Source organism: Microbacterium sp. NPDC087665, from assembly GCF_044743285.1.
Taxonomy (GTDB): domain Bacteria; phylum Actinomycetota; class Actinomycetes; order Actinomycetales; family Microbacteriaceae; genus Microbacterium.
Window position 1 is genome coordinate 283,569 of record NZ_JBIUWD010000003.1, and the last position, 21,154, is coordinate 304,722.

Here is a 21,154-nt window from a genome sequence, read left to right on the forward strand (position 1 = left end):
GCATGGCCGGTCTGATACTGCTCGCTCCCGACGGCACGACGTCGTCGGCGGAGCTCGCCGAGACGCCGGGGTACACCCGGCCCGCCGGGGCGCTGCGCAGCAGGGTGGCCTATGCCGCCGCGCACGTCGTGCCGAAAGCATCCGGAGACAACACCCCCGGCCGCCCCGCCGACGTGGATTGGGATGCGACCCTCGCCTTCCGTCGCCACGCCTACGCGTGGGGTCTGGGCGTCGCCGATGCGATGGACACCGCGCAGCGCAACATGGGACTCGACGCCGCCGCCACCCGCGAACTCATCACCCGCTCGGCGCAGGTCGCGCGGGAAGAGGGCGGGTCGGTCGTGGTCGGGGTGAACACCGACCACGTCGACGACGAGCAGATCACGGTGGATGCCGTCATCGACGCCTACAAGACGCAGCTGCACTTCACCGAGGAGCAGGGGGCAGGTCCGGTGCTGATGGCGTCGCGCCATCTGGCCCGCGCGGCGCGGTCGGCCGACGACTACCGTCGCGTGTATGGCGAGGTGCTGGGCTCTGCCACGACCCCGGTCGTGCTGCACTGGCTCGGCACCGCCTTCGACCCGCAGCTGCAGGGGTACTTCGGCTCGGACGACTGGCGTGCCGCCTCCGACGTGCTGCTCGAGATCATCGGCGAGAACCCCGACCGCGTGGCCGGGGTGAAGATGAGCCTGCTCGATGCGGCATCCGAGGTCGCGGTGCGCGACCGCCTGCCCGACGGCGTGCGCATGTTCACCGGCGACGACTTCAACTACGTGGGACTCATCGGCGGGGCGGATGTTCCGGATGCCGCGCAGCCGGTGAGCGAGTCCGCGCAGCCGCGTCGGCACTCCGATGCGCTGCTCGGCGCGTTCGCGGCGCTGACGACGTCGGCCTCCGCCGCGATCCAGGCGCTGGATGCCGGTGACCCCGACCGCTACCTCGAGATCCTCGGACCGACCGAAGCGCTGAGTCGTCAGATCTTCGCCGCGCCCACCTTCTACTACAAGACCGGTGTCGCCTTCGTGTCGTGGCTGAACGGTCACCAGTCGGCCTTCCAGATGGTCGGCGGCCTGCACTCCGCGCGCAGCCTGCCGCACCTCTCGCGCATCGTCGAGCTCGCCAACGCGGCCCGAGCCCTGGAACAGCCCGAGCTGGCGGCGGAGCGCTGGCACGGGATGCTGCGCCTGAACGGAGTCGTTTCATGAACGGAGTCGTTTCATGAACGGAGTCGTCTCATGAACGGAGTGATCTCATGACCGCCCCCGATCCGCGCCTGTCGATCAACCAGGCGACGATCAAGTACGCCGATCTCCGCACCGCGCTCGATGTGACCCGCGATGCCGGCATCGAGGCGATCGGCCTGTGGCGCGAACCCGTGCAGGCGGTGGGCCTCGCCACCGCGGCGTCGATGCTCACCGACTCGGGTCTGCGCTTCACCACGCACTGCCGGGGCGGGTTCTTCACCCTGCCCGACGGCGCGGCGCGGCAGGCGTCGCTCGACGACAACCGCGTCGCGATCGACGAGACCGCGGCGCTCGCCGCGGCGGGCGCGCACGGCTCGACCGCCGTGCTCGTGCTCGTGGCCGGCGGGCTCCCCGAGGGCTCGCGCGACATCGCCGGCGCCCGCGAGCGCGTGCGCGACGCGATCGGCGACCTGGCGCCCTACGCCGCGGCCGCGGGAGTGACGCTCGCGATCGAGCCGCTGCATCCGATGTTCGCGACTGACCGCTGCGTCGTCTCGACTCTGGGGCAGGCGCTCGACATCGCCGCCGACTTCGACGCCGACGTCGTGGGCGCCGCCGTCGACACGTTCCACATCTTCTGGGACCCCGATGTGCTCACCCAGATCGCCCGAGCCGGGCGCGAAGGGCGCATCGCCACCTATCAGGTGTGCGACTGGAAGACGCCTCTCCCGGCCGACGTGCTGCTCAGCCGGCACTATCCGGGTGAGGGCGTGATCGACCTGCGCACCCTCACCGAGGCGGTGGTCGCCACCGGGTACGACCGCGACGTCGAGGTCGAGATCTTCCACGCCGACATCTGGGCCGACGACCCCGCGAACGTCGTGCGCCGCACGGCCGAGACGTTCGGTGCGAGCGTGTCGCCGTTCCTCGCGCCCGAGACGGCGCCCGCCACGGCCCGCGCATGACCGATGCCGTGGCGGGCCGAGCGCGTGCGAGCCCTCGCTGCGCCGGGGCGCGCAGCATCCGGCCCCGCGTAGTGTCGTGAGCGTGACCCCTGTCGTCTTCGCCCCCGACAGCTTCAAGGGCTCGATCGGGGCCGCCGACGCCGCCGCGGCGCTCGCCGCGGGGTGGGCCTCGGTGCGTCCGGATGACCGCGCGGTGCTGCGGCCCATGGCCGACGGGGGCGAGGGCACGGTCGATGCATTCGCCGCGGCGATCGACGGGGCCGTGCGCGTGCCCGTCACGGTCACGGGTCCCGATGGGGCGGCGGCGGATGCTTCCTGGCTGCGGTTGCCGGCGACCGCCGATGCCCCACGGGGCACGGGTGTGGTCGAGCTGGCGTCGACCAGCGGCATCGAGCTTCTCGGCGAGCGGCGCGTGGGGGAGGACGCCCACACGCTCGGATTCGGAGAGGCCATCGCTGCCGCGCTCGACGCGGGCGTCTCTCGCCTGGTGCTCGGCATCGGGTCGAGCGCGTCGACCGACGGCGGCACGGGGCTCCTCACGGCGCTCGGCGCGCGCTTCCTCGATGCCTCCGGCTCGCCGATCGCGCGCGGAGCGCGAGGGCTGGCCGCCCTGGCTGCCGTCGACCTGAGCGCTCTGCGTGCGCTACCCGAGGGTGGCGTGATCGTGCTCAGCGACGTCACCCATCCGCTGCTCGGCGCCCGGGGTGCGGCGGCGGTGTTCGGCCCGCAGAAGGGCCTCGATGCGCAGGCCGTGGCGCGCGCAGACGCCGGTCTCGCCCGCCTCGCCGCCCTGCTGCCCGCTGATCCCGCCACCGAGGGTGCCGGTGCCGCCGGCGGCACCGGGTTCGGGCTGCTGGCCTGGGGTGCACGGCTCGTGGCCGGGTCGAGCGAGGTCGGCGAGCTCGTGGGTCTCGCCGAGGCGCTCGCCGGCGCATCCGTCGTCGTGACCGGGGAGGGTTCGTTCGACGGGCAGTCCGCGGCAGGCAAGGTGCCGACGTACGTCGCCGCTTCTGCCGCCACCGCCGGCGTCGCCGCTCTCCTCGTCGCGGGCCGCATCTCGGAGGATGCCGACGTCTCGGCGTTCGCCGCGTGCGCGTCGCTCTCGGAGCTCGCAGGCTCGGGCGAGGCGGCGATGGGTGATCCCGCCCGCTGGCTGCACGCCGCCGGGGCCGCGCTCGCGCGAGAAATCGGCGGGCTCTGACAGCCTCGACTCAACTGCTCCGAAGGAAGTCCTCGACCATCGAAGAAAAGTCTTCGTGGTCCTGAGGACGATGGTCGTGGCCGCGAAGATGACGATGAATCGCTCCCTGCCGGGAGAGTACCCCGGCGATGACTTCGTACTCGGCGTTCCAGTCGCCGGTCACTACGAGGGTCGGAATAGCGCCGATCGCGGATGCATCGACCGAGAAGCCCCACGGGGGTTGCTTCGCTTCGAAGCGTGCCGCTGTCTCGCGCTCCTGGCTCCAGTTCGAAAGCTCAGCCGCGCCTCCGAACATCAGTGGCCGAACGACTGACCAATAGCCGAAGAGATCGCCTGACGACGACAAAGCGCGCGCCCTCTCTATCGCTTCGATGTGGCGCTCGATCGCGGCGTCACCCCGTGCGAGGTCGTAGAGACCCGGCTCGACAAGGACGAGTGACCGAGGGGCGATCGACCCCGCTTGCACACAAAGAGCAACGGGCACGGCGCCCGCAGAATGGGCGAAAACCACGGAGTCGGCGGGGACACCCGCGCCGAGCTGCGCGACGTTCTCACGCATTGGCAATGAGAGATCGAAACCTACGTAGACCGCGTCTTCATCCGAGAGTCCAGGCCACGCATCACGGCCATCTCGTCCTGCTCCATGAACGTGAACGTGCATCGGGTCATCTTAGCGAGGCGACAGAACGCCCCTTTGGTGGCGCTCGCCGCCTCCGAGGCGGCGATGGGCGACCCGACCCGGTGGCTGCACGATGCCGGAGCCGCGCTTGCGCGGTCGACTTCCGAACACATTCCGAATACAGTGGAGGAATGACCCTTCTTCGAGACGTCCGCACGACGACACGGCGCTCATCTGATTTGAGCAAGCACTCGGCAGACGTCTTCGCCGAGGCGGAAGACCACCCGGTTCAGGTGACCCGTCGTGACGGAGAGCCGCTGGTCTTGATGTCGCAGCGAGAGGCCGACGAGAGAGCCCAGCTGCTGCAGCTCGCCGCTGATCTCATCACCGTCGCTCTCGATGAGCAGGGCGCCCTGGCCTCCCGAATGGCCCGCAAGTTCGAGTGGATGCATGCCCTGAGCGCGGCTGATCAGGCCGCGTGCGCTCAGGAACTCGTCGACGCCGCTCGGGCTTCGTTCTCGACGGGGCAAGCTCATCTCGCCGTGGTCGAGCTCACGTCCTGGCGTGAGACGGCCACCGCGATTGCGGCTGGTCTCGCATCGTCCCCGGTCGACTGGATCGAGTCGACCGTGACCGTCGAGCGCCCCTGACTGTGGCGAAGGACGACCTGGTATCCAGGCCGACGAAGAAGGCGGAGTACTCGATTCGATTCGCGACGGTCGGCGCGCAGAAGGGGTGGCGTGATCTTCGCGCGATGATTCTCGGACCGCTCGCGGATACGTGGGATTTCCTCACGCGAACGCCGACGGAGCGCACTGCGACCAACTATCCGCTCAAGGGCGAAGTGCTGGGCGTGATCATGCGCGGGGGCAAGAACCACGTGCGCTGGCAGCACAAGCCGACGGCTCAGGGTGACGCCCGTATCTGGTTCTACGTCGAGGGGCAGACGGTGTACCTCGAGCAGGTTCACACCCGGCATCCAAACCAGACGAAGTAGGCGGACGGGGCTTCTCACAGTCAGGTCGAATCTGCCGTCTGCATCTCAGCGGCCGGAGAGTGTCGCGGGGATGTCTCTGCTGGTGTGCAGCAGCCGGTGAACCCGAACAGCGTCATCGTCGTCGGTATAGAACATGACGTAGTCGAACCGCTTCATTGCGATGTCGCGCAGTCCGGGGATGTGGGTTTCGAGTGCGAAGCGGGATGAGCCGATCGAGGGGAATTCGGCAAGTAGGTCGCGGAGGAGCTGCAGCTCGTCGATGAATGCCCGAACCGTCTCAGGGCGCCCTGCGAGGAGGAGGTACTCCAGCGCTGACTCGATGTCGTCGTCCGCCTGGCGCGAGGTGACGACCCGACGGGCGGTCACTCCGAGGGTGATTCGTTCGAGCGAGCTCGCTCTCGCAGGCGCTCGAAGTAGGCATCATCCAGTTCCGAGCCCGGTCCCGAACTCACCCCGGCGATGATCAGCGACCGCAGACGGGTCCGATCCTGCTCGCTGCGGATCAGGTCGCGGACGAACTCGCTGCTCGTGCCGAAACCGCGCTCGACCACCTGCTCTTCGACGAAGTCCTTCAGAGGAGCGGGGAGCGAGATGTTCATGGTGGTCATGCATCCACGGTACGACTGTTGACAAACTTTGCCAACCCTTGCCCCTCCTCAAGTCACACGATACATTGCTACGAAAGCGGTTGCGAAAGCGCTTACGTGTGCGCGGATGCTCCGCCGATCGCCCTCCCCTCTGCAGTGCCGCCCCGGGGAGGAGCGCGACACCACACCGGCACGACACCACACGACGATGACGTTGAGAGGTCTCTGATGCAGAAGCGAAGCATGCGGTCCCCGAGTGCGAACGGACGGATGGATGCCGTTCCGCCCGGAGCGCGACGACACCGGAAAGCGACGGCCGCCGTCATCGCGACGACCATGATCGGGGCGCTGTTCGCTGCGGCTCCCGCGGTCGCCGACGAGCCGTTCACCGAGGTGCTCGACATCGAGCAGTACGAGCGCACGGCGCTGAACGGGCAAGACGGCTGGACGGCATCCGCCGCCGTGAAGGTGGTCGCCGATCCGCTCAACGGCAACAACCAGGTGATCGAATCTGTCGGTGGGGGCCAGCAGGCCTACCGCGAGATTCCGGCCATCGCCGAGGGCACCACCGGCACCCTCTTCTTCCGGTTCCTGCGCGCGGGCAGCGTCGACACGTCGTTCGGTCTCACCGATGTGGATGCCCCGAACGACTACGCGAACAGCCGCGCCTACGTGAACAACCAGAACGACGACGTGCTGCGCGTGCGCGACGGCGGGGCATTCAAGCCCGCGGGCGTCTGGTCGAAGGATGCCTGGCAGTGCGTGTGGATCGTCGCCGACAACGCCACCGACAAGGTCACCGTCTACAGCCAGGGCGGGGCGTACGACGAGATCACGCGCCTTCCCGAGGGGACCGAGCAGCAGTTCGGCTTCCGCCAGGCGGTGAACGGATCGCTCGACCGCTTCTTCTGGAAGAACGGCGCGACGAGCACCGGGCGCCTGCTGCTCGACGACGTCGCCGTCGACACCACCGGCGAGAACCTCGCGATCGCCACGGGCAACGCGGGCGACTGCGCGCCGGGTGGCACCTCCAGCGAACCGCTGCTCAACCCGCTGCCCGACCCCGAGCTCGCAACCCTCGGCATCGAGGTGACCGAGCTCGCGCAGCTGCCGGAGTCGCAGACCACGCCGGCAACGCAGGACCAGCGCCTCGTGCGGCACAACCGCATCACGCACCTCGACGAGGTGCCCGACGACTCGGGTCGGCTGATGGTGCCCGACAACAACGACATCCTCTACCTCGTCGACAAGGAGTCGGGGGAGTACGTGCCGTACCTGAACGTGCGCAACGAGTTCATCGACAACTTCCACAACAGCGCCGGTCTCGGAACCGGCCTGGGCGCGGCCGAGTTCCATCCCGACTTCGCCGAGAACGGCCTGTTCTATACGGTCCACACCGAGGGTGGCACGGCTCTGACCGAGGACACCCCCGATTTCCCGGCCTACGGGAACACGCAGTTCCACAGCGTGATCACCGAGTGGAAAGCATCCGATCCGTCGGCCGAGACCTTCTCGGGCACGCACCGCGAGGTCATGCGCATCCCGTTCGGCGGGCGCGTGCACACGGTGCAGCAGATCGCGTTCAACCCGACGGCCGCAGAGGGCAGTGCCGAGCACGGCATCCTGTACGTGCTCGTGGGCGACGGCGGCAACGGCGTCGGCAACGGCAACCCGCAGGATCTGGCAACGCCGCAGGGCAAGATCCTGCGCATCGATCCGACCGGCGACGACAGCGAGAACGGCGCGTACGGCGTACCCGCCGACAACCCCTTCGTCGACGAGGCGGGCGCACTGCCCGAGATCTACGCCGTCGGCATGCGCGACCCGCACCGCATCAGCTGGGACCCCGAGGGCGACCACACCATGTACCTCGCGCACATCGGCGAGTGGCAGGTCGAGTCGATCTACGCGGTCGAAGCCGGAGACAACTTCGGCTGGTCGGTGCGCGAAGGATCGTTCCTGGCCGACAACCGTCAGATCTTCCCGCTGCCGGCCGACGACGCCGACAACGGCTTCACGTATCCGGTGGCGGCCTACGACCACAACCGCGACCCCGGTCAGACCGGAGACGCGGGGGTCGCGGTCAACGGCGGCTTCGTCTACCGCGGCGAGATCGAGGCGCTGCAGGGACGCTATCTGTTCACCGATCTGGTGCGCGGCTGGGTGCTGTCGACCGACGCCGAGGAGATGGTCCGCAACGCGGGTGCCGTCGCCGACCTCGCCACGATCGAGGAGCTGCGGGTGTTCCACGACGGCGTCGAGACGACGTTCCAGGAGCTGGTCGGCGACACGCGCGTCGACCTGCGATTCGGATCGGATGCCGACGGCGAGCTGTATCTCGTGTCGAAGGCGAACGGGAAGATCTGGAAGGTCACCGGTGCTCGTGAGGCGGGCGCCGCCTCGCCGTTCGTGCTCCCGGAGCTCGCACCGAACCTCGTCACGCACTACGACTTCGACCACGCCGATGCGGCCGACGCGACGATCGAGTCCGACCAGGGGCTGTCGGGCACGGACATCGGGCTCGTCAACGGCGGCGTCGAGATGCGTGTCGCCGACCGTGCCTACCCGGGTGCCGGCACGGCGCTGCAGACGCAGCAGATGAGCCCGCTCACCGCCTCGAACGACGACTGGAAGGCCGGTGTCTACGACGCGGGCGGGGTCGAGTCGCTCGATGCGCTGCGCGGCGCCGACGAGGTCTCGGTCATGGGCTGGTTCAAACCGACCGGCGATCATCCGGCGCTGAACTCGGGCACCGCCAACCCCGACGACCGGTACAACGCGATCGGTCTGGCCGGTGTGCTCACCGGCACCTCCGACGGGCACGCGGTGCGCGCCCTGCTCGAGGTCATCACGGTCGACGGCGAGCTCAAGCTGGTCGCCCTCGGGCGGCGTCTCGACGGTGCGGGGTCGTGGACGTTCGCGGCCGACCTGCCGTGGGACGAGATCCTGAAGAAGGGGCAGTGGGTGCATCTCGCCGCCACCTTCGACTTCACCGCGGGCGAGATGAAGCTGTTCATGAACGGCGAGGAGCTGGCGGGCGAGTACACCGCAGCCAACCCGTGGGGCGAGGGGCCGACGTCGGACTCGACGCCGGCCGGCATCAAGATCGGCGGCAGCTTTCCGCAGAACACCCGCGAGGCCAACCCGTTCAACGGACGGATGGACGACGTGATGCTGCTCGACACGGTTCCCACCCCCGAGCAGATCGCCGCGCAGTACGCACTGTTCGCCGCCCCGCCGGTGGAGCCGCCGGCACCCGCCGCCTGCACCCCCGACGGTGAGGTGATCACCGACGTGAACGGCGGCGAGAACTGGGCACCGCGCACGCCCGCCAAGTGGGACTTCCCCGGCAGCGAGGTCGTGCTCACCGAGGCGGGCACCAACCCGAACGACGGCATCCGCCGACCGTTCGAGTACGCCGTACTCACCGCGGGGCCGGAGCTCGGGTCGTTCGACCTCGAGGCGCAGGTGCGGCTCGATGAGAAGGCGTCCGTGAACAACCGCGACGTCATCATCGTCTTCGGCTGGCAGTCCGACACGGAGTACTACTACGCGCACCTCTCGAAGGACAACACGATCTACCCGCACAACGGCATCTTCAAGGTGAACAACGCCGACCGCGAGCGGATCGACCTGCAGTGGGACGGCACCCTCGGCGCACCGCCGGCCGTGACCGACGAGGAGTGGCACGACGTGCGCGTCGTGCGGTGCGCCGACACCGGTGACATCGCCGTGTACGTCGACGGGCTCGATGCGCCGCTGATGACCGCGAAGGACACGACGTTCCCCGAGGGTCGGGTGGGCTTCGGCTCGTTCGACAACTTCGGGCGTCTGCGTGATCTCACGGTCACCGCCGCCGCGACCGACACCACGGCTCCGACCGTGACGGTCAAGACGGATGCCGGTGCGACGGTCGGTCGCGACGGCGTCTACTCGACCGTGTCGTTCAAGCTGAACGACGCCGAGAAGGTCAGCCGGCTCACGCTCAACGGCGTCGAGAAGGATCTGACGGATGCCGTCTGGTCGGATCTCAACGGTGTGGTTCCGGGGTCGTTCGGGGCCGTCGCCGGGGAGAACACGCTCGTCGTCTACGACGTGGCGGGCAACGCCACGACGGTGCGCTTCACCCTCGACGTCACCGCGCCGACGGTGACGGTGAAGGTGGGGCCCCAGCTCACGATCGGCGCCGACGGCACCTACAGCCGGGTGTCGTTCAAACTGAACGACACGGGCAAGGTCGACCGGGTGGCGGTCAACGGTGTCGTGACCGACCTGACCGACAACGTGTGGTCGGATCTCAACGGCGTGACACCGGGCTCGTTCGGCGCCGTGCTCGGTGAGAACACGCTGGTGGTCTACGACGTGGCGGGCAATGCCACCGCGCTGAGGTTCACGCTCGTGGCACCGTAACCGGCATCCGCACTCCGGCGAGCCGCTCCACCTGCTCCCACACCGATTCCGCGATTCCAGCGGCGGGCGTGTGGGTGTGGGGGAGCGGCTCGACGCGTACCGGCAGCCCGCGCACTCGGCCGGCGGGTCCGTAGTACTCGCCGCTCTGCGCCGTCGGATCGGTGAGCGCGCGCACCGCCGACCACGCCGCGGTGTCTTTGCCCTGCGCCCACGGCGTGTAGGGGTTGCGCTGGTAGGGCGTGGTGGCGTCGCGGATGCCGGCGCGCTCGGGTGTCTTCGCATCGACTCCGACGCCGGGGCGCACGACGAGCGAGGCGACGGGCAGGCCGCTCGCGCGCAGGCGGCGGTCGAGTTCGAAGGCGAACACCTCGGTGACGGTCTTGGCTTTCGTGTAGGCGCTGATCGCCAGGCGGGGCACGGCGCTGATGTCGTCGACGGCGAAGGGGAACAGCTTCACGAATCCGGTGGAGGTGTGCACGATGCGGCTCGGGGCCGCGTGCGCGTGGCCCGTCGCGACGAGGGCGGGCAGGATGCCGGCGAGCAGGCGCGCGTTCGCGACGACGTGGGTGCCGAGCAGCAGCGGCAGGCCATCGGTCGTCGGGGCGCCCCGCCACCCCGTCATCGCTCCGCCGTTGAGGAGCACGCCGTCGAGGCGGGGGAGCGCCGTCAATTCGTCGGCGGCGCGATCGACCGAGTCGAGCGAGGCGAGGTCGATCACGACGCGGCGCACGGAGGCGCCGGGAACGCGATCGCGGATGGATGCCTCGGCCACACGCAGCTTGCTCTCTGACCGTGAGGCGAGCACGACGTCGGCGCCGGCCGCGGCGAGCTGTTCGGCGGCGAAGTAGCCGATCCCGGCGGTGGCACCGGTGACGACGAGCGTGCGACCGGTCTGGTCGGGGAGGCGGGTGGGGTTCCAGGTCATGGTCGGGTCCTCGGGTATAAGCGGATGAGTTATCCGGTTGACCATAACACAAGCGGATGGGCTATCCGCTTACGGTGTTACGCTGGACCCATGCGACAGATACGTGCGGATGCCGCGCGCAGCCGGGCCCGGATCCTCGAGGTCGCGCGCGCGCAGGACGCGGGCGCCCTGAGCCTGAACGGCGTCGCACGCGACGCAGGCCTCGGGGTCGGCACCGTCTACCGGCACTTCCCCACCGTGCACGCGCTCGTCGAAGCTCTCTCCGTGGAGACCCTCGAGCGCATGCTGGGCATCGCCCGCGCGGCCGTTCAGAACTCCGACACGCAGGCCGCGCTCGTCGCCTTCCTCGACAACGCGCTGGCCCTGCAGCTGGAAGACGGCGGCCTCCAGGCGGTGCTGCTCTCACCCGACGACGAAGAGGAGTCGGTGCGGGCCATGAAGATCGAGATCTTCACTGCCTTCGAAGACGTGCTGCAGCGCGCTCGCCGCGCGGGCATCGTGCGCGACGACCTGTCGATCACACAGCTCGAACGCCTCATCTGCGGCATCGAGCACGCCGTGCGCATCGGCGAGGCGGGCGACCGGCAGCTGTTCCTCGACATCATGCTCGCCGGCATCCGTCCTCCCGTGCCCACCGTGGCGGTCTGACCCGGCCTCGACCGTGCTCCCGGGCGGAGGGTGGGTAGTTCTCACCGTCGCCCGGCTTCCGTGCCCTCGATAGGTTGGAGGGGCACCCCGCCGATCCGGCCGGGTGTGAACGAGCGGGGGGCGATGTGCAGGATTCGGTGAACACGCGACGGATGTTCGGGCCGCCAAGAGCCGTCTCGCTCGCGTTCGCGGAACCGGCGCCGCTGATCGCTTACGCGGTTCCGTTCTCGATCGCCTGGATCGTCGTCGGGGCCCCGCTGATGACGCTGCTCGCTCCCGAGCTCGTGATCGTGAACGGCGCCGTCTCCGCGCTCGGCACGAGCACGACCCAGCTGACGGCCATCGCGATCGGCACCGTCGTCATCGCGATCGCCCACGGCTTCGCGCTCACCGCCGCGACGCTGGCGATCGCCGCTCGGGTCGACGGGCGCCCACTGTGCGCGCGGGATGCCTGGGCGACAGCGCTGCGCCGCCCCGGCTCCGTCGCCCTCGCGACGATCGTGTCGCTCGCCGGTGCCGCGATCGGTCTGGTGATCGCCGTGTTCATCGGCGTGCAGCCGATCGCCGGCATCGCCGCCGCGATCGCTCTCGGCATCGGGGGGATCGTCCTCGCCCCGCTCCTGCTCGCGTGGCCGCTGGTCGTCGTGAGGCGGCAGTCGCTCGGCTCGGCGCTGGCTGCGGCCTGGCGCTCGCCGCGGGAGTTCCAGGGTCAGGGCGCCGAGCCTCTCGGCAGCCCGCGCTTCGCCGTGGTCTTCACGGTCATCGCGACCGGGATCATCGTCGTCGTGATCCGTCTGCTGGGCGCACTCGTTCCGCTCGGCTGGTGGACCCCGGTCGTCGGCGTCGCGCTCGTGCTCGTGCCGACCGCGCTGGTGCAGGTGCTCCTCGCCGCCGTCGCCGTGCGCGGTGCGGCGCTGCGGGTGAAGGGGCCGCTCGACGTGACGGTGGAGGGTGCGGCGGCCGAGGCATCCGATTCTGCCGTCTCGGAGCCCGCCGAATCCCGATCTGCGCGCGCCCCTCGCGGTGGTGCGCTCGCCGGAATCGCCGTGCTGCTCGTGCCGGCTCTCGCAGCCGGGGCGGTCCTCGCCGTCAACCCGTGGCACGTGCCGGCGTACGACGCGGCCGACCTGCCGCGGGTGTGGAGGTCGTCGCAGATCGTTCCGTGGCAGAACGGTGCCGTGCTGCTCTCGCGTCTGGGCGGTGAGGACGCGAGTGCGTCGCTGTGCGACGGAGCGACCTGCGGTCCGGCGCACGACATGCGCACGATCCTTCCGACGGCGGTGGCGCCCGCCGACGACGGTGGGATGCTCTCGGCATCCTGGTATCCGGTCGAGGGTGCCGATTCGAGTTCGGGGAGCTTCGAACTGCGCGTCACGCACAGCACACCCGACGCGCTCGCGCACTGGTCGGACCCGCGCGACGAGGATGCTCCCGACGAAGAGCCGGGCGACTGGGCCGGGTTCCCCGGCGAGGAGCGCGTGCTCGGCAGCGTCGACTCGGCCTTCGAGCGCGGCGACTCGGTGTTCGCGCGCATGCATGAATCGCGCATGGCCGTCGCCATCGACACGAGCGGGCCGGCCCCGGTGATCGCCTCGGTCATCGGGCCGAGGGGCACCGATGCGACACTCGCGATCGACTTCTGCGCGGATTCCGCCTGCACCGACAGTACGCGCACGACGCAGGAACTCGAGTGGGCCATCGGCCTCTCGAACGCGACCACGATCGACATCGTGTCCACGGACGACGGAGACTCGGCCGTGGTAACTCTGACGCAGAAGGAGTCCGACGGCTACGGCGCCCCGCTGCGTGTCTTCACCGCCACGGCCGACGGCGACTGGACGACCGAGACGCTCGACGCCGACGTGCCGGGCCCTGTGGCAGAAGACGACGGAGACTTCGCCTTCGGCGCGCAGGTCGAGCGGGGTGCCGACGGGATGCCCGTCATCCTCTTCCGCGCGGCCGACCGCTCCGGCCTCCGTCTGTTCTCGTGCGCCGACATCGCGTGCGCAGAGGGGGAGATCACCGACATCACCCCCGAGACCGACCTGCTCGCCGCCCCGGCGCTCGCGATCGACGAGAGCGGTCGACCGCTCATCGGCACGTTCGACCGGGCGCAGAACATCGCCCTGATCTCCTGCGACGATGCCGCGTGCACCGACCGCACCCTCGTGCCGATCGCCGCGGTCGCGCCGACCGAGGCCGGTTTCTCGAACGGCTACGCGCTCTCGGTCGACGACGAGGGCCGCCCGCTGATCGCGGTGGGGATGCGTCGTGCCGGATCGACGGCCAAGGCGACGTTCAACGGCACGGTCTTCAACTGCATCGCCGCGCGCTGCGGCGCGAACTGAGACGGGGTCGACATGGTCACGGAGCATCCGGAGAGTGAAGAGCGGCGGCTGCGCGCCCGACTGTCGGAGCTGGAACGTCAGCGCTCAGAACTCTGGCGACTGGGCATGAGTCTCGGCGGGAGCGCCGTCGTGCACCTGCAGCAGACGCAGATCGACGACGAGGAGCGCGCAATCCGCGCGCGCCTGGACGAGTTGGCTCCGTAGAGAACGCGCCGAGACCCACCACCCCGTGCGTCGGGGTGGTGGGTCTCGGCATCCGTCCGTCGCTCAAGACGGGGCGCGCGTGCGTCAGGCGATCGCGGCGCGCAGCTGCGCGGCGGCGTCACCGACGTTGTCGGCGCTGTAGATCGCGCTGCCGGCGACCGCGATCTGCGCGCCGGATGCCTGGACGGCGCCGATGCTCGACACATTCACGCCGCCGGCGACCGAGAACGCGACACCGGATGCCTCGCCGTCGCTGAGGAGGCTGTCGAGGGAGTATCCCTCCTGCGCCTGCTCGTCGAGACCGGCGTGCATCTCGACGAACTCCGCGCCGAGGCCGATGACCTGCTGGGCGCGTGCGGCCTTATCGGCGACGCCGATCAGGTCGACCACGATGCCCTTGCCGTGCTTCTTCGCGGCCTTCACCGCGCCCGCGATGGTGCTGTCGTCGGCGGCGCCGAGAACGGTGACGAGGTCGGCGCCGGCGCCGAAGGCGATGTCGGCTTCGAGCTCACCGGCATCCATCGTCTTGAGGTCGGCGAAGATCACCTTGTCGGGGTGGGCGTTCTTGAGGGCCGTGATCGCCGACAGGCCCTCGCTCTTGATGAGCGGGGTGCCGAGCTCGAGGATGTCGACGTGGGGCGCGGCGGCCGCGGCCAGCTCCAGCGCCTTCTCGGTGGTGAGGGTGTCGATGGCGAACTGCAGTTTCATTCGTGTTCCTTCGTGGTGAGGGGTCGTGTCGAGGGGTGGGGTGGGAGAGGGGCGGGTCACTCGAGGTTCGCGTGACGCGGCCAGAGGTCGTCGGCGCTGGTGCCCTGGCGCTGCCAGAGCGCGTGGAAGAGTCCGTCGCCGATGACGACGACGACCTGTTCGAAGAGGCTGGCGGCGTACTGGGCGGATGCTTCGGCCGATCGGTCGAGCTTCTGAGCGGCGGGAACCCGCACGCGCACATCGGCGATATCGGCGAGGGGCGACGAATCCGCGGTGGTGATCAGGCCCACGCGGGCGCCGAGCGACGCGGCGCGTTCGGCCGCGCGGACGATCGACTCCGTGGTTCCCGAGCCGCTGGCGGTGAGCAGAACGTCGCCGGCGGCGATCGCGGGTGCGGTGGTGTCGCCGACCACGTGCACGTCGAGGCCGAGGTGCATGAGGCGCATCGCCGTCATCCGCAGGGCGAGGCCCGACCGGCCGGCGCCGTAGACGAACACGCGCTCGGCATCGTCGAGCAGGTCGGCGAGCTGGTCGAGCTGGCGCGCGTTGGCGACGCTCGTGCGCTCGGCGGCGTGCAGCAGTTCGTTCGCGACGAGGGAGATGGCCGCTCCCGGGGAGATGGTGGCGGTGGTGGGCATGGTGCCAGTCTCGCCACGATCTCGGCCACGGGCGCTCCTGCCTCGGGACCGTTCCCCCTACCCGAAAGGAGGGGGCGGCATAGAGTAGGTGTCCATGAGTACGGATGACCACACCCCGACGACGCCGTCCCGACGAATGGCCGCCGATCACGCCCGTGCGCTCGCGGAACAGCGCGACCGCTACGCCCTGACGCTGGAGTCGTTGTTGGCGACGCTGCGCTCGCAGCGGCTCGACGATCGGGCGGCGCGCACGATCGCGGTCGACGTCGCCGCCGGGGCGCTCGTCGGGCTGCGCACGCTCAACGACGAACAGGGGGCGGGCCTCGAACCCGTGATCGGGGCATTCGAGCGATTGCGGGGCGACCTGCGTCCGTTGGTCCGGTACAGCGAGCTCGACGTGCAGTTCGTGGAGCCGCCGGCGAACGGCCGCGCCCTGCCCGGCGTCATCGCCCACTCGGCGCGCGCGATCGTGCGCAGCACGGTGCTCGCGATCGTCGACCGCGGCGAGACGCGCCGGGTGCGCATCCAGTGGGACTGCGACGGGCTGAATCTGCTGATCGCCATTCGCGACGACGGCAGCGGCGAGCTCACCACGCACGACGACGCCCTCCGCACGATCGCCGAGCAGGTGTCGGCGCTGGCCGGCGACCTCTCGGTGTCATCGACGCCCGGCTGGGGCTCCGAGGTCGGCATCCGTCTGCCGCTCGATCCGCCCGCCGACGCGGGCGGTCTGCCCGACGCGATCGACGCGAGTCCCCGCGAGCGCGACGTGCTGCGCCTCATCGCCGCCGGCCGTCGCAATCGCGAGATCGCGGAAGCGCTGAACGTGAGCGAGAACACCGTCAAGTTCCACGTCTCGAACCTGCTGCGCAAGTCGGGAGCGACGTCGCGGGTCGAGCTGGCCACCGTGACGCGCGGCTGACCCACCCGGACGGGGAGGGGCGGGCCTGTCCAAAAGGATGTGTGAGCGGTGTCGCTCCGCGTGTAGGTCGTGGCGCGCTGGGCGCTACGCGCGCCCCACCGGCCGGGCGCGCAGGTGGATGCGCTTGCCCTCCTTGCTGAAGATCGACAGGATCTCGGTCGGCTTGGCGCCCACGGCGCTCAGCCAGTGCGGGATGCGGGTGTCGAACTCGGCGGCCTCGCCGGCGCCGAGCGTCACGTCCTGCTCGCCGAGCACGAGCCGCAGTCGGCCCGACAGCACGTACAGCCACTCCTGGCCGTCGTGCACCTTGCGCTGAGGGATGGCGGTCGCGCCGGCCGGGTCCGCGGGGAACGTGACCTTGTAGGTCTGCACGGGGCTCGACTCGGGCGAGAGCGTCTCGTACCAGACATCATCGGTGCGCTTTGTCGTGCGCACCACGCGCGGGTCGGGCGCCTTGCGCGGCACGATGTCGTCGAGCTCCAGCCGGAGCGCGCGGGCGATCGGCACCACCAGCTCGAGGTTCGGAGCGCGCTTACCCGCCTCGAGGCGGGACAGGGTGCTCGAGGAGATGCCGGTGGCCTCCGACAGGTCGGCGAGCGTCATGCTGCGCTTCTCGCGCCAACTGCGCAGGCGGGGTCCGATGAGGGCCACGGATTCGTCGGGCATCGCATTCCTCGCACTCGGACGGCATTTGCCAATTCGGCATCGTTATTTGCCGCAACTGTATCAGTCGCACATCCTGGATCCATGACCCGCGCACCCGAAACCCGCACCGAAACCCGCACTGCACCCCTCGACCGCGAGACCTGGGACGTCATCATCCTCGGCGGTGGTGCCGCCGGCCTCAGCGCCGCCCTGATCCTCGCCCGTGCTCGCCGCCGGGTACTCGTGCTCGACGCGCAGCACCCTCGCAACCGCTTCGCGCCCCACATGCACGGCGTGCTGAGCCGCGACGGCTACTCGCCGCTCGACCTCGTCGCCGACGGACGCCGCGAGGTGCGGGCCGTTGACGGTGTGATCGCGGATGCTCGTGCCGTCGAAGCCCGCGCGACCGCCGACGGCTTCGAGGTCGTCACCGACGCCGGGGTGCGCGTGTCGGGCCGCCGTCTCATCGTCGCCACCGGCGCCCGCGACGCGCTTCCCGAGATTCCCGGGCTCGCCGAGCACTGGGGACGCGGAGTCGTGGCGTGCCCGTACTGCGACGGGTACGAAGCATCCGGACGCGCCATCGGCGTGCTGCTGGGGTCGGCCACCGGCGCGCACAAGGCGCACATGCTGCGGTCGTACTCGAGCGACATCACCGTCTTCACCGGCCTCGTCGGCCCGTTGCCGGAGGAGGAGCGCCGGGTGCTCGAACAGCGGGGGATCACGGTCGAGGATCGTGCGGTGACCGGCGTCGTCACCGACGGCGATCGGCTCACCGGGCTGACTCTCGCCGACGGCTCCACTGTCGACATCGACGTGGTGTTCGCAGAACCGCAGATCGTGCCACTGGACGACCCGCTCCAGCAGCTCGGCGCCGCCCTCGCGGAGGGCCCGATGGGCCGGTGGACCGCTGTGGATGCTTTCGGCCGCACGAGTGTTGCGGGCGTCTGGGCCGTGGGCAACTCCGCCAACCCGGGTGCGCTCGTGCCCATCGCCATGGGGTCGGGCGCCACCGCGGCCCTGACGATCAACGGCGAGATGATCGCCGAAGAGGTCGCTGCCGCGACCGCCGCGCTCACCGCAGGTGCGGCAGGGGCGACGGCATGACCCACGCGTCAGGGCACGCGTCAGGGCACGCGTCAGAACACGCGTCAGAACACGCGTCAGAGCACGGGGTCGCGGATGCCGCTGCATTCTGGGAGGAGCGGTACCTCACGCACCGAGACGAGAGCGGCCAGATGTGGAGCGGACGCGTGAACCCGGCGGTGGCTCGCGAGGTGGCGGAGTTGACGCCCGGCACCGCGCTGGAGCTCGGCAGCGGAGAGGGTGCAGACGCCCTCTGGATCGCGGCTCGGGGCTGGACGGTCACGGCGCTCGACATCTCGCCTGCGGCCCTCGCGGTGGGGGCGAAGGAGGCTGCCGCGCGCGGCCTCGCCGACCGGATCGCCTGGGTGCAGGAAGATCTCGTCGTCTGGCGCCCGACGGCCGAATACGACCTCGTCACGTCTGCCTTCTTCCACTCCCCGTTCGACTTCCCTCGGGAGCAGATCCTGCGCCGCGCGGCCGGCGCCGTCGCTCCGGGCGGACGGCTTCTCGTCGTCGGGCATGGCGCACCCCCGCCCGGCTCGAACCACGATCACGCCATGCAGGGGCCGCCGTTGCCGACATCCGACGAGGTGCTGGCATCGCTCGAACTCCCGACGGACTGGGTGGTCGAGACGAACACGCTCCTCGAGCGCGCGGTGATGCTTCCCGACGGCACGGAGACGGCGGTGACCGACACGGTGCTGAGAGTGCGCCGTCCGTCGCGATGAGTTCGGTTCAGCGGCGGTCCTGCGCGTGCGAGCGGGGCGGCGCAGCATCCGCCCCCACCCGCTCGCGCTCGACGCCCACGAACGCCAGCACCACCCCGGCGGCGATGCCGCCGAGCCCGCCGAACACCATGTCGCCGATCGTGTCCTGGTAGGTGACGAAGATCTTGTCGCTGACGTAGGTCTTTCCCAGCCACTCGATCATCTCCCACAGGGCACTGATGGCGAGGGCCATGATCGGCAGCAGCACGAGCGGTGCGCGTGCGGGGGCGCCGGCGTCGCGCGTCACGGCGACCACGCCGGTGCGGCTCAGTACGAGGGCGGCAACGACGGCCAGCACGCCGGTGCAGGCGAAGTGCAGCAGCAGATCCCATCCCGGAACCGAGGTGTAGAGATCGAAGACGTTGCTCCACGCGGCGGCGAGCACGATCAGGCAGGCCGTGACGTCGAACCACGGCCGCAGGCCGAGCATGCGCGGCAGCATGAGAGCCGGCAGCGCGAGCGCGGCGATCCCGGCATCCGTCGGCTGCAACCAGATGGCCGCGGCGACGACGCCGAGCACGCCGATCAGGCGCAGCGCATCGGCGGTCCACTCCGCGAGCGTGCGGGGTGGGCGCAGGAAGTCCTCTTTCACGACGGTTCCTTCCCGAGACGCAGGATGCTCTGCACCGCCAGGTGGTCGGACGGCCGGCGTCCTCCGAACCTCCGGGCGTTGAGGCCGATGGCGCGAACGCGCACGTCGGCGGTCACGACGATCCAGTCGATGCGTCGACCGCCTCGGCGCGGGCGCCCATAGCCCGGGTAGGTTCCCCACATCGGGGTCGCCGTGCGCTCGGCGATCCGCCAGGCATCGACGGGGTCGCCGTCGCCGAGCAGGCCGCGCACCGCGCCCGAGCCTTCGCCGGCATTCAGGTCGCCCATCACCACCGCGGGCAGCGCCCGCTCGCGCACCAGCTGGCGGATGCTCTCGACCGAGCGCCGTCGCGACCGCGCCGAGAGGTGGTCGAGGTGCGTGTTCACGGCGAGGAAGGGGCGGCCGGTCGCGCGGTCGACGAACTCTGCCCAGACCAGGATGCGGGGGATGAGGTTGCCCCAGCCGAGGGATCCCGGCCGATCGGGCGTCGGGGAGAGTGCGCGCTGGCCCGACTGCCGCAGCTCGAGGCGGGCGGAGTCGTACAGCAGCGGAGTGCCTTCGCCGGATCCCCGAGCCCCTCGCCCGTGACCCACTCGGCGGTAGCGGGAGCCGAGCGCTCGGTGCACCACCGGCAGCACCCGCGGGAGTGCTTCCTGCAACCCGAGCAGCGTCGGGCGCTCCGTGGCGAGCAGCGCGCTCACCGCGGGGGCGCGGGTGCTCCACCGGTCGCGGCGCGGTCGGAGGATTCCCTCCATCGCACGACGGATGTTGAGCGACATCACCGAGAGGTCGGGGGCGTCGACGGGGCCGAGGAGAGGAGCATCCATCATCGCGACGGCCTCTTCCCGACCGGCGAGTGAACACCGGGCGCGTGGTCGGAGATCGGGCGCCGACGGGTGCGCTGCGCGATCAGCCGCGTCCACCGCAGCGGCGGGAAGTCGCGCGGCCAGTGCACGAGCACACTGCGGAAGCCCCGGTGCACGCGCCGACCGAACCGCCCCGCGGTAAACGGACGCATCGACATGCCCATCGATGCCCCCGGGAGCAGGCGGATGCTGTGGGACTCGCCGAGATGGAACGAGAGGTCGAGGTCGTCGTGCACCTCGGGATCGCCCCGGTGCACCTCGTCGCGCACGGCCAGCCACGCGTCACGGCGGAAGGCGAGGTTCGACCCGAAGAGCGGTCGGTGGCCGAGCGTGAGCCCGGTGATCGCGGTGTAGGCGCCGAGGTAGAGCGAGGCGAGCGGCGCACGCAGCGCGGGCGGCCCGTCGGTGAAGTGCGCGCGGCCGGTGAAGGCGGCCACGCCGGTCGCACCCGCGAAGGCCGACACGACCTCGGCGATCCACTCCGCTTCCGGCACGCAGTCGGCGTCGAGCCGCAGGATCACATCGAATCGCGCCGCGTCGTAGCCGGTCGCGGCGGCCGCGCCGATGCCCGGCTCGGCGCAGTCGATCACGCGTGCGCCTGCGGCGCGGGCGATCGCCGCCGAATCATCCGAGGAGCCGTTGTCGACGACGATGATCTCGTCGGCGGGCAGACTCTGGCGGGCGAGCGCATCGAGGCAGAGCGCGAGCAGAGCGGCGTCGTCTTTGACCGGGATGACCACCGACGTCGTCGGCAGGGGGCGTGCGCGGTCGGCCGTGGTCGAGAGTCGGGCGCCGGTTCCGTCGTGCATTCTCCCACGCTAAGAGACGCAGCGAACCGCGAC

At 70.3% G+C, this 21,154-nt stretch carries 22 protein-coding genes; 12 read left to right on the top strand and 10 right to left on the bottom strand.

What is annotated here, in order from left to right:
- The first annotated feature begins 2 nt into the window (after positions 1 to 2).
- The 3 genes from ACIOSY_RS08055 to ACIOSY_RS08065 all read left to right on the top strand — a co-directional run bounded on the left by ACIOSY_RS08055 (position 3) and on the right by ACIOSY_RS08065 (position 3,350).
- Positions 3 to 1,205, top strand: a complete 1,203-nt coding sequence (locus tag ACIOSY_RS08055) for a dihydrodipicolinate synthase family protein (RefSeq protein WP_400851759.1) — start codon at positions 3 to 5, stop codon at positions 1,203 to 1,205.
- A 47-nt stretch (positions 1,206 to 1,252) separates the two neighbouring features.
- On the top strand, positions 1,253 to 2,149 hold the full coding sequence (locus tag ACIOSY_RS08060) for a sugar phosphate isomerase/epimerase family protein (protein WP_400851762.1): 897 nt from the start codon (positions 1,253 to 1,255) through the stop codon (positions 2,147 to 2,149).
- A gap of 82 nt (positions 2,150 to 2,231) precedes the next feature.
- A complete protein-coding gene (locus ACIOSY_RS08065) occupies positions 2,232 to 3,350 on the top strand; it encodes a glycerate kinase (RefSeq protein ID WP_400851765.1) in 1,119 nt (372 codons plus the stop codon).
- A gap of 10 nt (positions 3,351 to 3,360) precedes the next feature.
- Here ACIOSY_RS08065 and ACIOSY_RS08070 read toward each other — a convergent pair whose 3' ends face one another.
- On the bottom strand, positions 3,361 to 4,011 hold the full coding sequence (locus ACIOSY_RS08070; protein WP_400851768.1) for a hypothetical protein: 651 nt from the start codon (positions 4,009 to 4,011) through the stop codon (positions 3,361 to 3,363).
- Between the two features lie 149 nt (positions 4,012 to 4,160).
- Between ACIOSY_RS08070 and ACIOSY_RS08075 the strand changes: the two genes are divergently transcribed.
- Positions 4,161 to 4,619 (top strand): prevent-host-death protein, encoded by a 459-nt coding sequence (locus tag ACIOSY_RS08075; protein WP_400851771.1) that lies wholly within the window; start codon positions 4,161 to 4,163, stop codon positions 4,617 to 4,619.
- Between the two features lie 2 nt (positions 4,620 to 4,621).
- The gene (locus ACIOSY_RS08080) at positions 4,622 to 4,966 is read left to right on the top strand and encodes a hypothetical protein (protein ID WP_400851774.1); all 345 of its coding nucleotides are present in this window, start codon (positions 4,622 to 4,624) and stop codon (positions 4,964 to 4,966) included.
- 45 nt (positions 4,967 to 5,011) lie between these two features.
- Here ACIOSY_RS08080 and ACIOSY_RS08085 read toward each other — a convergent pair whose 3' ends face one another.
- Positions 5,012 to 5,332, bottom strand: coding sequence for a type II toxin-antitoxin system RelE/ParE family toxin (locus ACIOSY_RS08085; protein WP_400851777.1), 321 nt, complete (start codon positions 5,330 to 5,332; stop codon positions 5,012 to 5,014).
- A complete protein-coding gene (locus ACIOSY_RS08090; protein WP_400851780.1) occupies positions 5,329 to 5,574 on the bottom strand; it encodes a type II toxin-antitoxin system ParD family antitoxin in 246 nt (81 codons plus the stop codon). Before ACIOSY_RS08090 ends, ACIOSY_RS08085 begins: the two co-directional genes overlap by 4 nt.
- Before the next feature lie 222 nt (positions 5,575 to 5,796).
- Here ACIOSY_RS08090 and ACIOSY_RS08095 point away from each other — a divergent pair, with 222 nt between their 5' ends.
- Positions 5,797 to 9,963, top strand: a complete 4,167-nt coding sequence (locus tag ACIOSY_RS08095; RefSeq protein ID WP_400851783.1) for a PQQ-dependent sugar dehydrogenase — start codon at positions 5,797 to 5,799, stop codon at positions 9,961 to 9,963.
- Here ACIOSY_RS08095 and ACIOSY_RS08100 read toward each other — a convergent pair.
- Positions 9,944 to 10,888: an SDR family NAD(P)-dependent oxidoreductase gene (locus tag ACIOSY_RS08100; RefSeq protein WP_400851786.1), complete on the bottom strand. Its 945-nt coding sequence runs from the start codon at positions 10,886 to 10,888 to the stop codon at positions 9,944 to 9,946. The two genes, ACIOSY_RS08095 and ACIOSY_RS08100, sit on opposite strands and share 20 nt — an antisense overlap.
- A 90-nt stretch (positions 10,889 to 10,978) precedes the next feature.
- Between ACIOSY_RS08100 and ACIOSY_RS08105 the strand changes: the two genes are divergently transcribed.
- The 3 genes from ACIOSY_RS08105 to ACIOSY_RS08115 all read left to right on the top strand — a co-directional run bounded on the left by ACIOSY_RS08105 (position 10,979) and on the right by ACIOSY_RS08115 (position 14,088).
- A complete protein-coding gene (locus ACIOSY_RS08105) occupies positions 10,979 to 11,536 on the top strand; it encodes a TetR/AcrR family transcriptional regulator (RefSeq protein ID WP_400851788.1) in 558 nt (185 codons plus the stop codon).
- A gap of 152 nt (positions 11,537 to 11,688) precedes the next feature.
- Positions 11,689 to 13,884 carry a hypothetical protein gene (locus ACIOSY_RS08110; RefSeq protein ID WP_400851791.1) on the top strand — a complete coding sequence of 732 codons (2,196 nt, stop codon included), beginning with the start codon at positions 11,689 to 11,691 and terminating at the stop codon, positions 13,882 to 13,884.
- Between the two features lie 12 nt (positions 13,885 to 13,896).
- Positions 13,897 to 14,088, top strand: a complete 192-nt coding sequence (locus ACIOSY_RS08115) for a hypothetical protein (RefSeq protein WP_400851794.1) — start codon at positions 13,897 to 13,899, stop codon at positions 14,086 to 14,088.
- Positions 14,089 to 14,172: 84 nt separating this feature from the next.
- Here ACIOSY_RS08115 and hxlA read toward each other — a convergent pair whose 3' ends face one another.
- Together hxlA and hxlB are read right to left on the bottom strand one after the other, a co-directional pair.
- On the bottom strand, positions 14,173 to 14,796 hold the full coding sequence (hxlA, locus tag ACIOSY_RS08120) for a 3-hexulose-6-phosphate synthase (RefSeq protein WP_400851797.1): 624 nt from the start codon (positions 14,794 to 14,796) through the stop codon (positions 14,173 to 14,175).
- 56 nt (positions 14,797 to 14,852) lie between these two features.
- Positions 14,853 to 15,434: a 6-phospho-3-hexuloisomerase gene (hxlB, locus tag ACIOSY_RS08125; protein ID WP_400851800.1), complete on the bottom strand. Its 582-nt coding sequence runs from the start codon at positions 15,432 to 15,434 to the stop codon at positions 14,853 to 14,855.
- Between the two features lie 94 nt (positions 15,435 to 15,528).
- Between hxlB and ACIOSY_RS08130 the strand changes: the two genes are divergently transcribed.
- Entirely contained in the window at positions 15,529 to 16,356 is an 828-nt protein-coding gene (locus ACIOSY_RS08130) for a LuxR C-terminal-related transcriptional regulator (protein WP_400851803.1), read from the top strand.
- A gap of 84 nt (positions 16,357 to 16,440) precedes the next feature.
- Here the strand turns inward: ACIOSY_RS08130 and ACIOSY_RS08135 are convergent, their stop codons facing one another.
- Positions 16,441 to 17,022 (bottom strand): helix-turn-helix domain-containing protein, encoded by a 582-nt coding sequence (locus ACIOSY_RS08135; RefSeq protein ID WP_400851806.1) that lies wholly within the window; start codon positions 17,020 to 17,022, stop codon positions 16,441 to 16,443.
- 81 nt (positions 17,023 to 17,103) lie between these two features.
- On the opposite strand from ACIOSY_RS08135, the gene ACIOSY_RS08140 reads away from it, so the two are divergent.
- Positions 17,104 to 18,108 carry an NAD(P)/FAD-dependent oxidoreductase gene (locus ACIOSY_RS08140; protein WP_400851809.1) on the top strand — a complete coding sequence of 335 codons (1,005 nt, stop codon included), beginning with the start codon at positions 17,104 to 17,106 and terminating at the stop codon, positions 18,106 to 18,108.
- Positions 18,105 to 18,815 carry an SAM-dependent methyltransferase gene (locus ACIOSY_RS08145; RefSeq protein WP_400851812.1) on the top strand — a complete coding sequence of 237 codons (711 nt, stop codon included), beginning with the start codon at positions 18,105 to 18,107 and terminating at the stop codon, positions 18,813 to 18,815. Before ACIOSY_RS08140 ends, ACIOSY_RS08145 begins: the two co-directional genes overlap by 4 nt.
- Positions 18,816 to 18,822: 7 nt before the next feature.
- On the opposite strand, the gene ACIOSY_RS08150 is transcribed toward ACIOSY_RS08145, so the two are convergent.
- From ACIOSY_RS08150 to ACIOSY_RS08160, 3 genes are read right to left on the bottom strand one after another with little or no spacing between them, the layout of a single operon-like run.
- Positions 18,823 to 19,446 carry a hypothetical protein gene (locus tag ACIOSY_RS08150; RefSeq protein WP_400851815.1) on the bottom strand — a complete coding sequence of 208 codons (624 nt, stop codon included), beginning with the start codon at positions 19,444 to 19,446 and terminating at the stop codon, positions 18,823 to 18,825.
- Positions 19,443 to 20,276, bottom strand: a complete 834-nt coding sequence (locus ACIOSY_RS08155; protein WP_400851818.1) for an endonuclease/exonuclease/phosphatase family protein — start codon at positions 20,274 to 20,276, stop codon at positions 19,443 to 19,445. The genes ACIOSY_RS08150 and ACIOSY_RS08155 overlap by 4 nt, the downstream gene beginning before the upstream one ends.
- A complete protein-coding gene (locus ACIOSY_RS08160) occupies positions 20,273 to 21,121 on the bottom strand; it encodes a glycosyltransferase (RefSeq protein ID WP_400851821.1) in 849 nt (282 codons plus the stop codon). Before ACIOSY_RS08160 ends, ACIOSY_RS08155 begins: the two co-directional genes overlap by 4 nt.
- Positions 21,122 to 21,154: the final 33 nt, after the last annotated feature.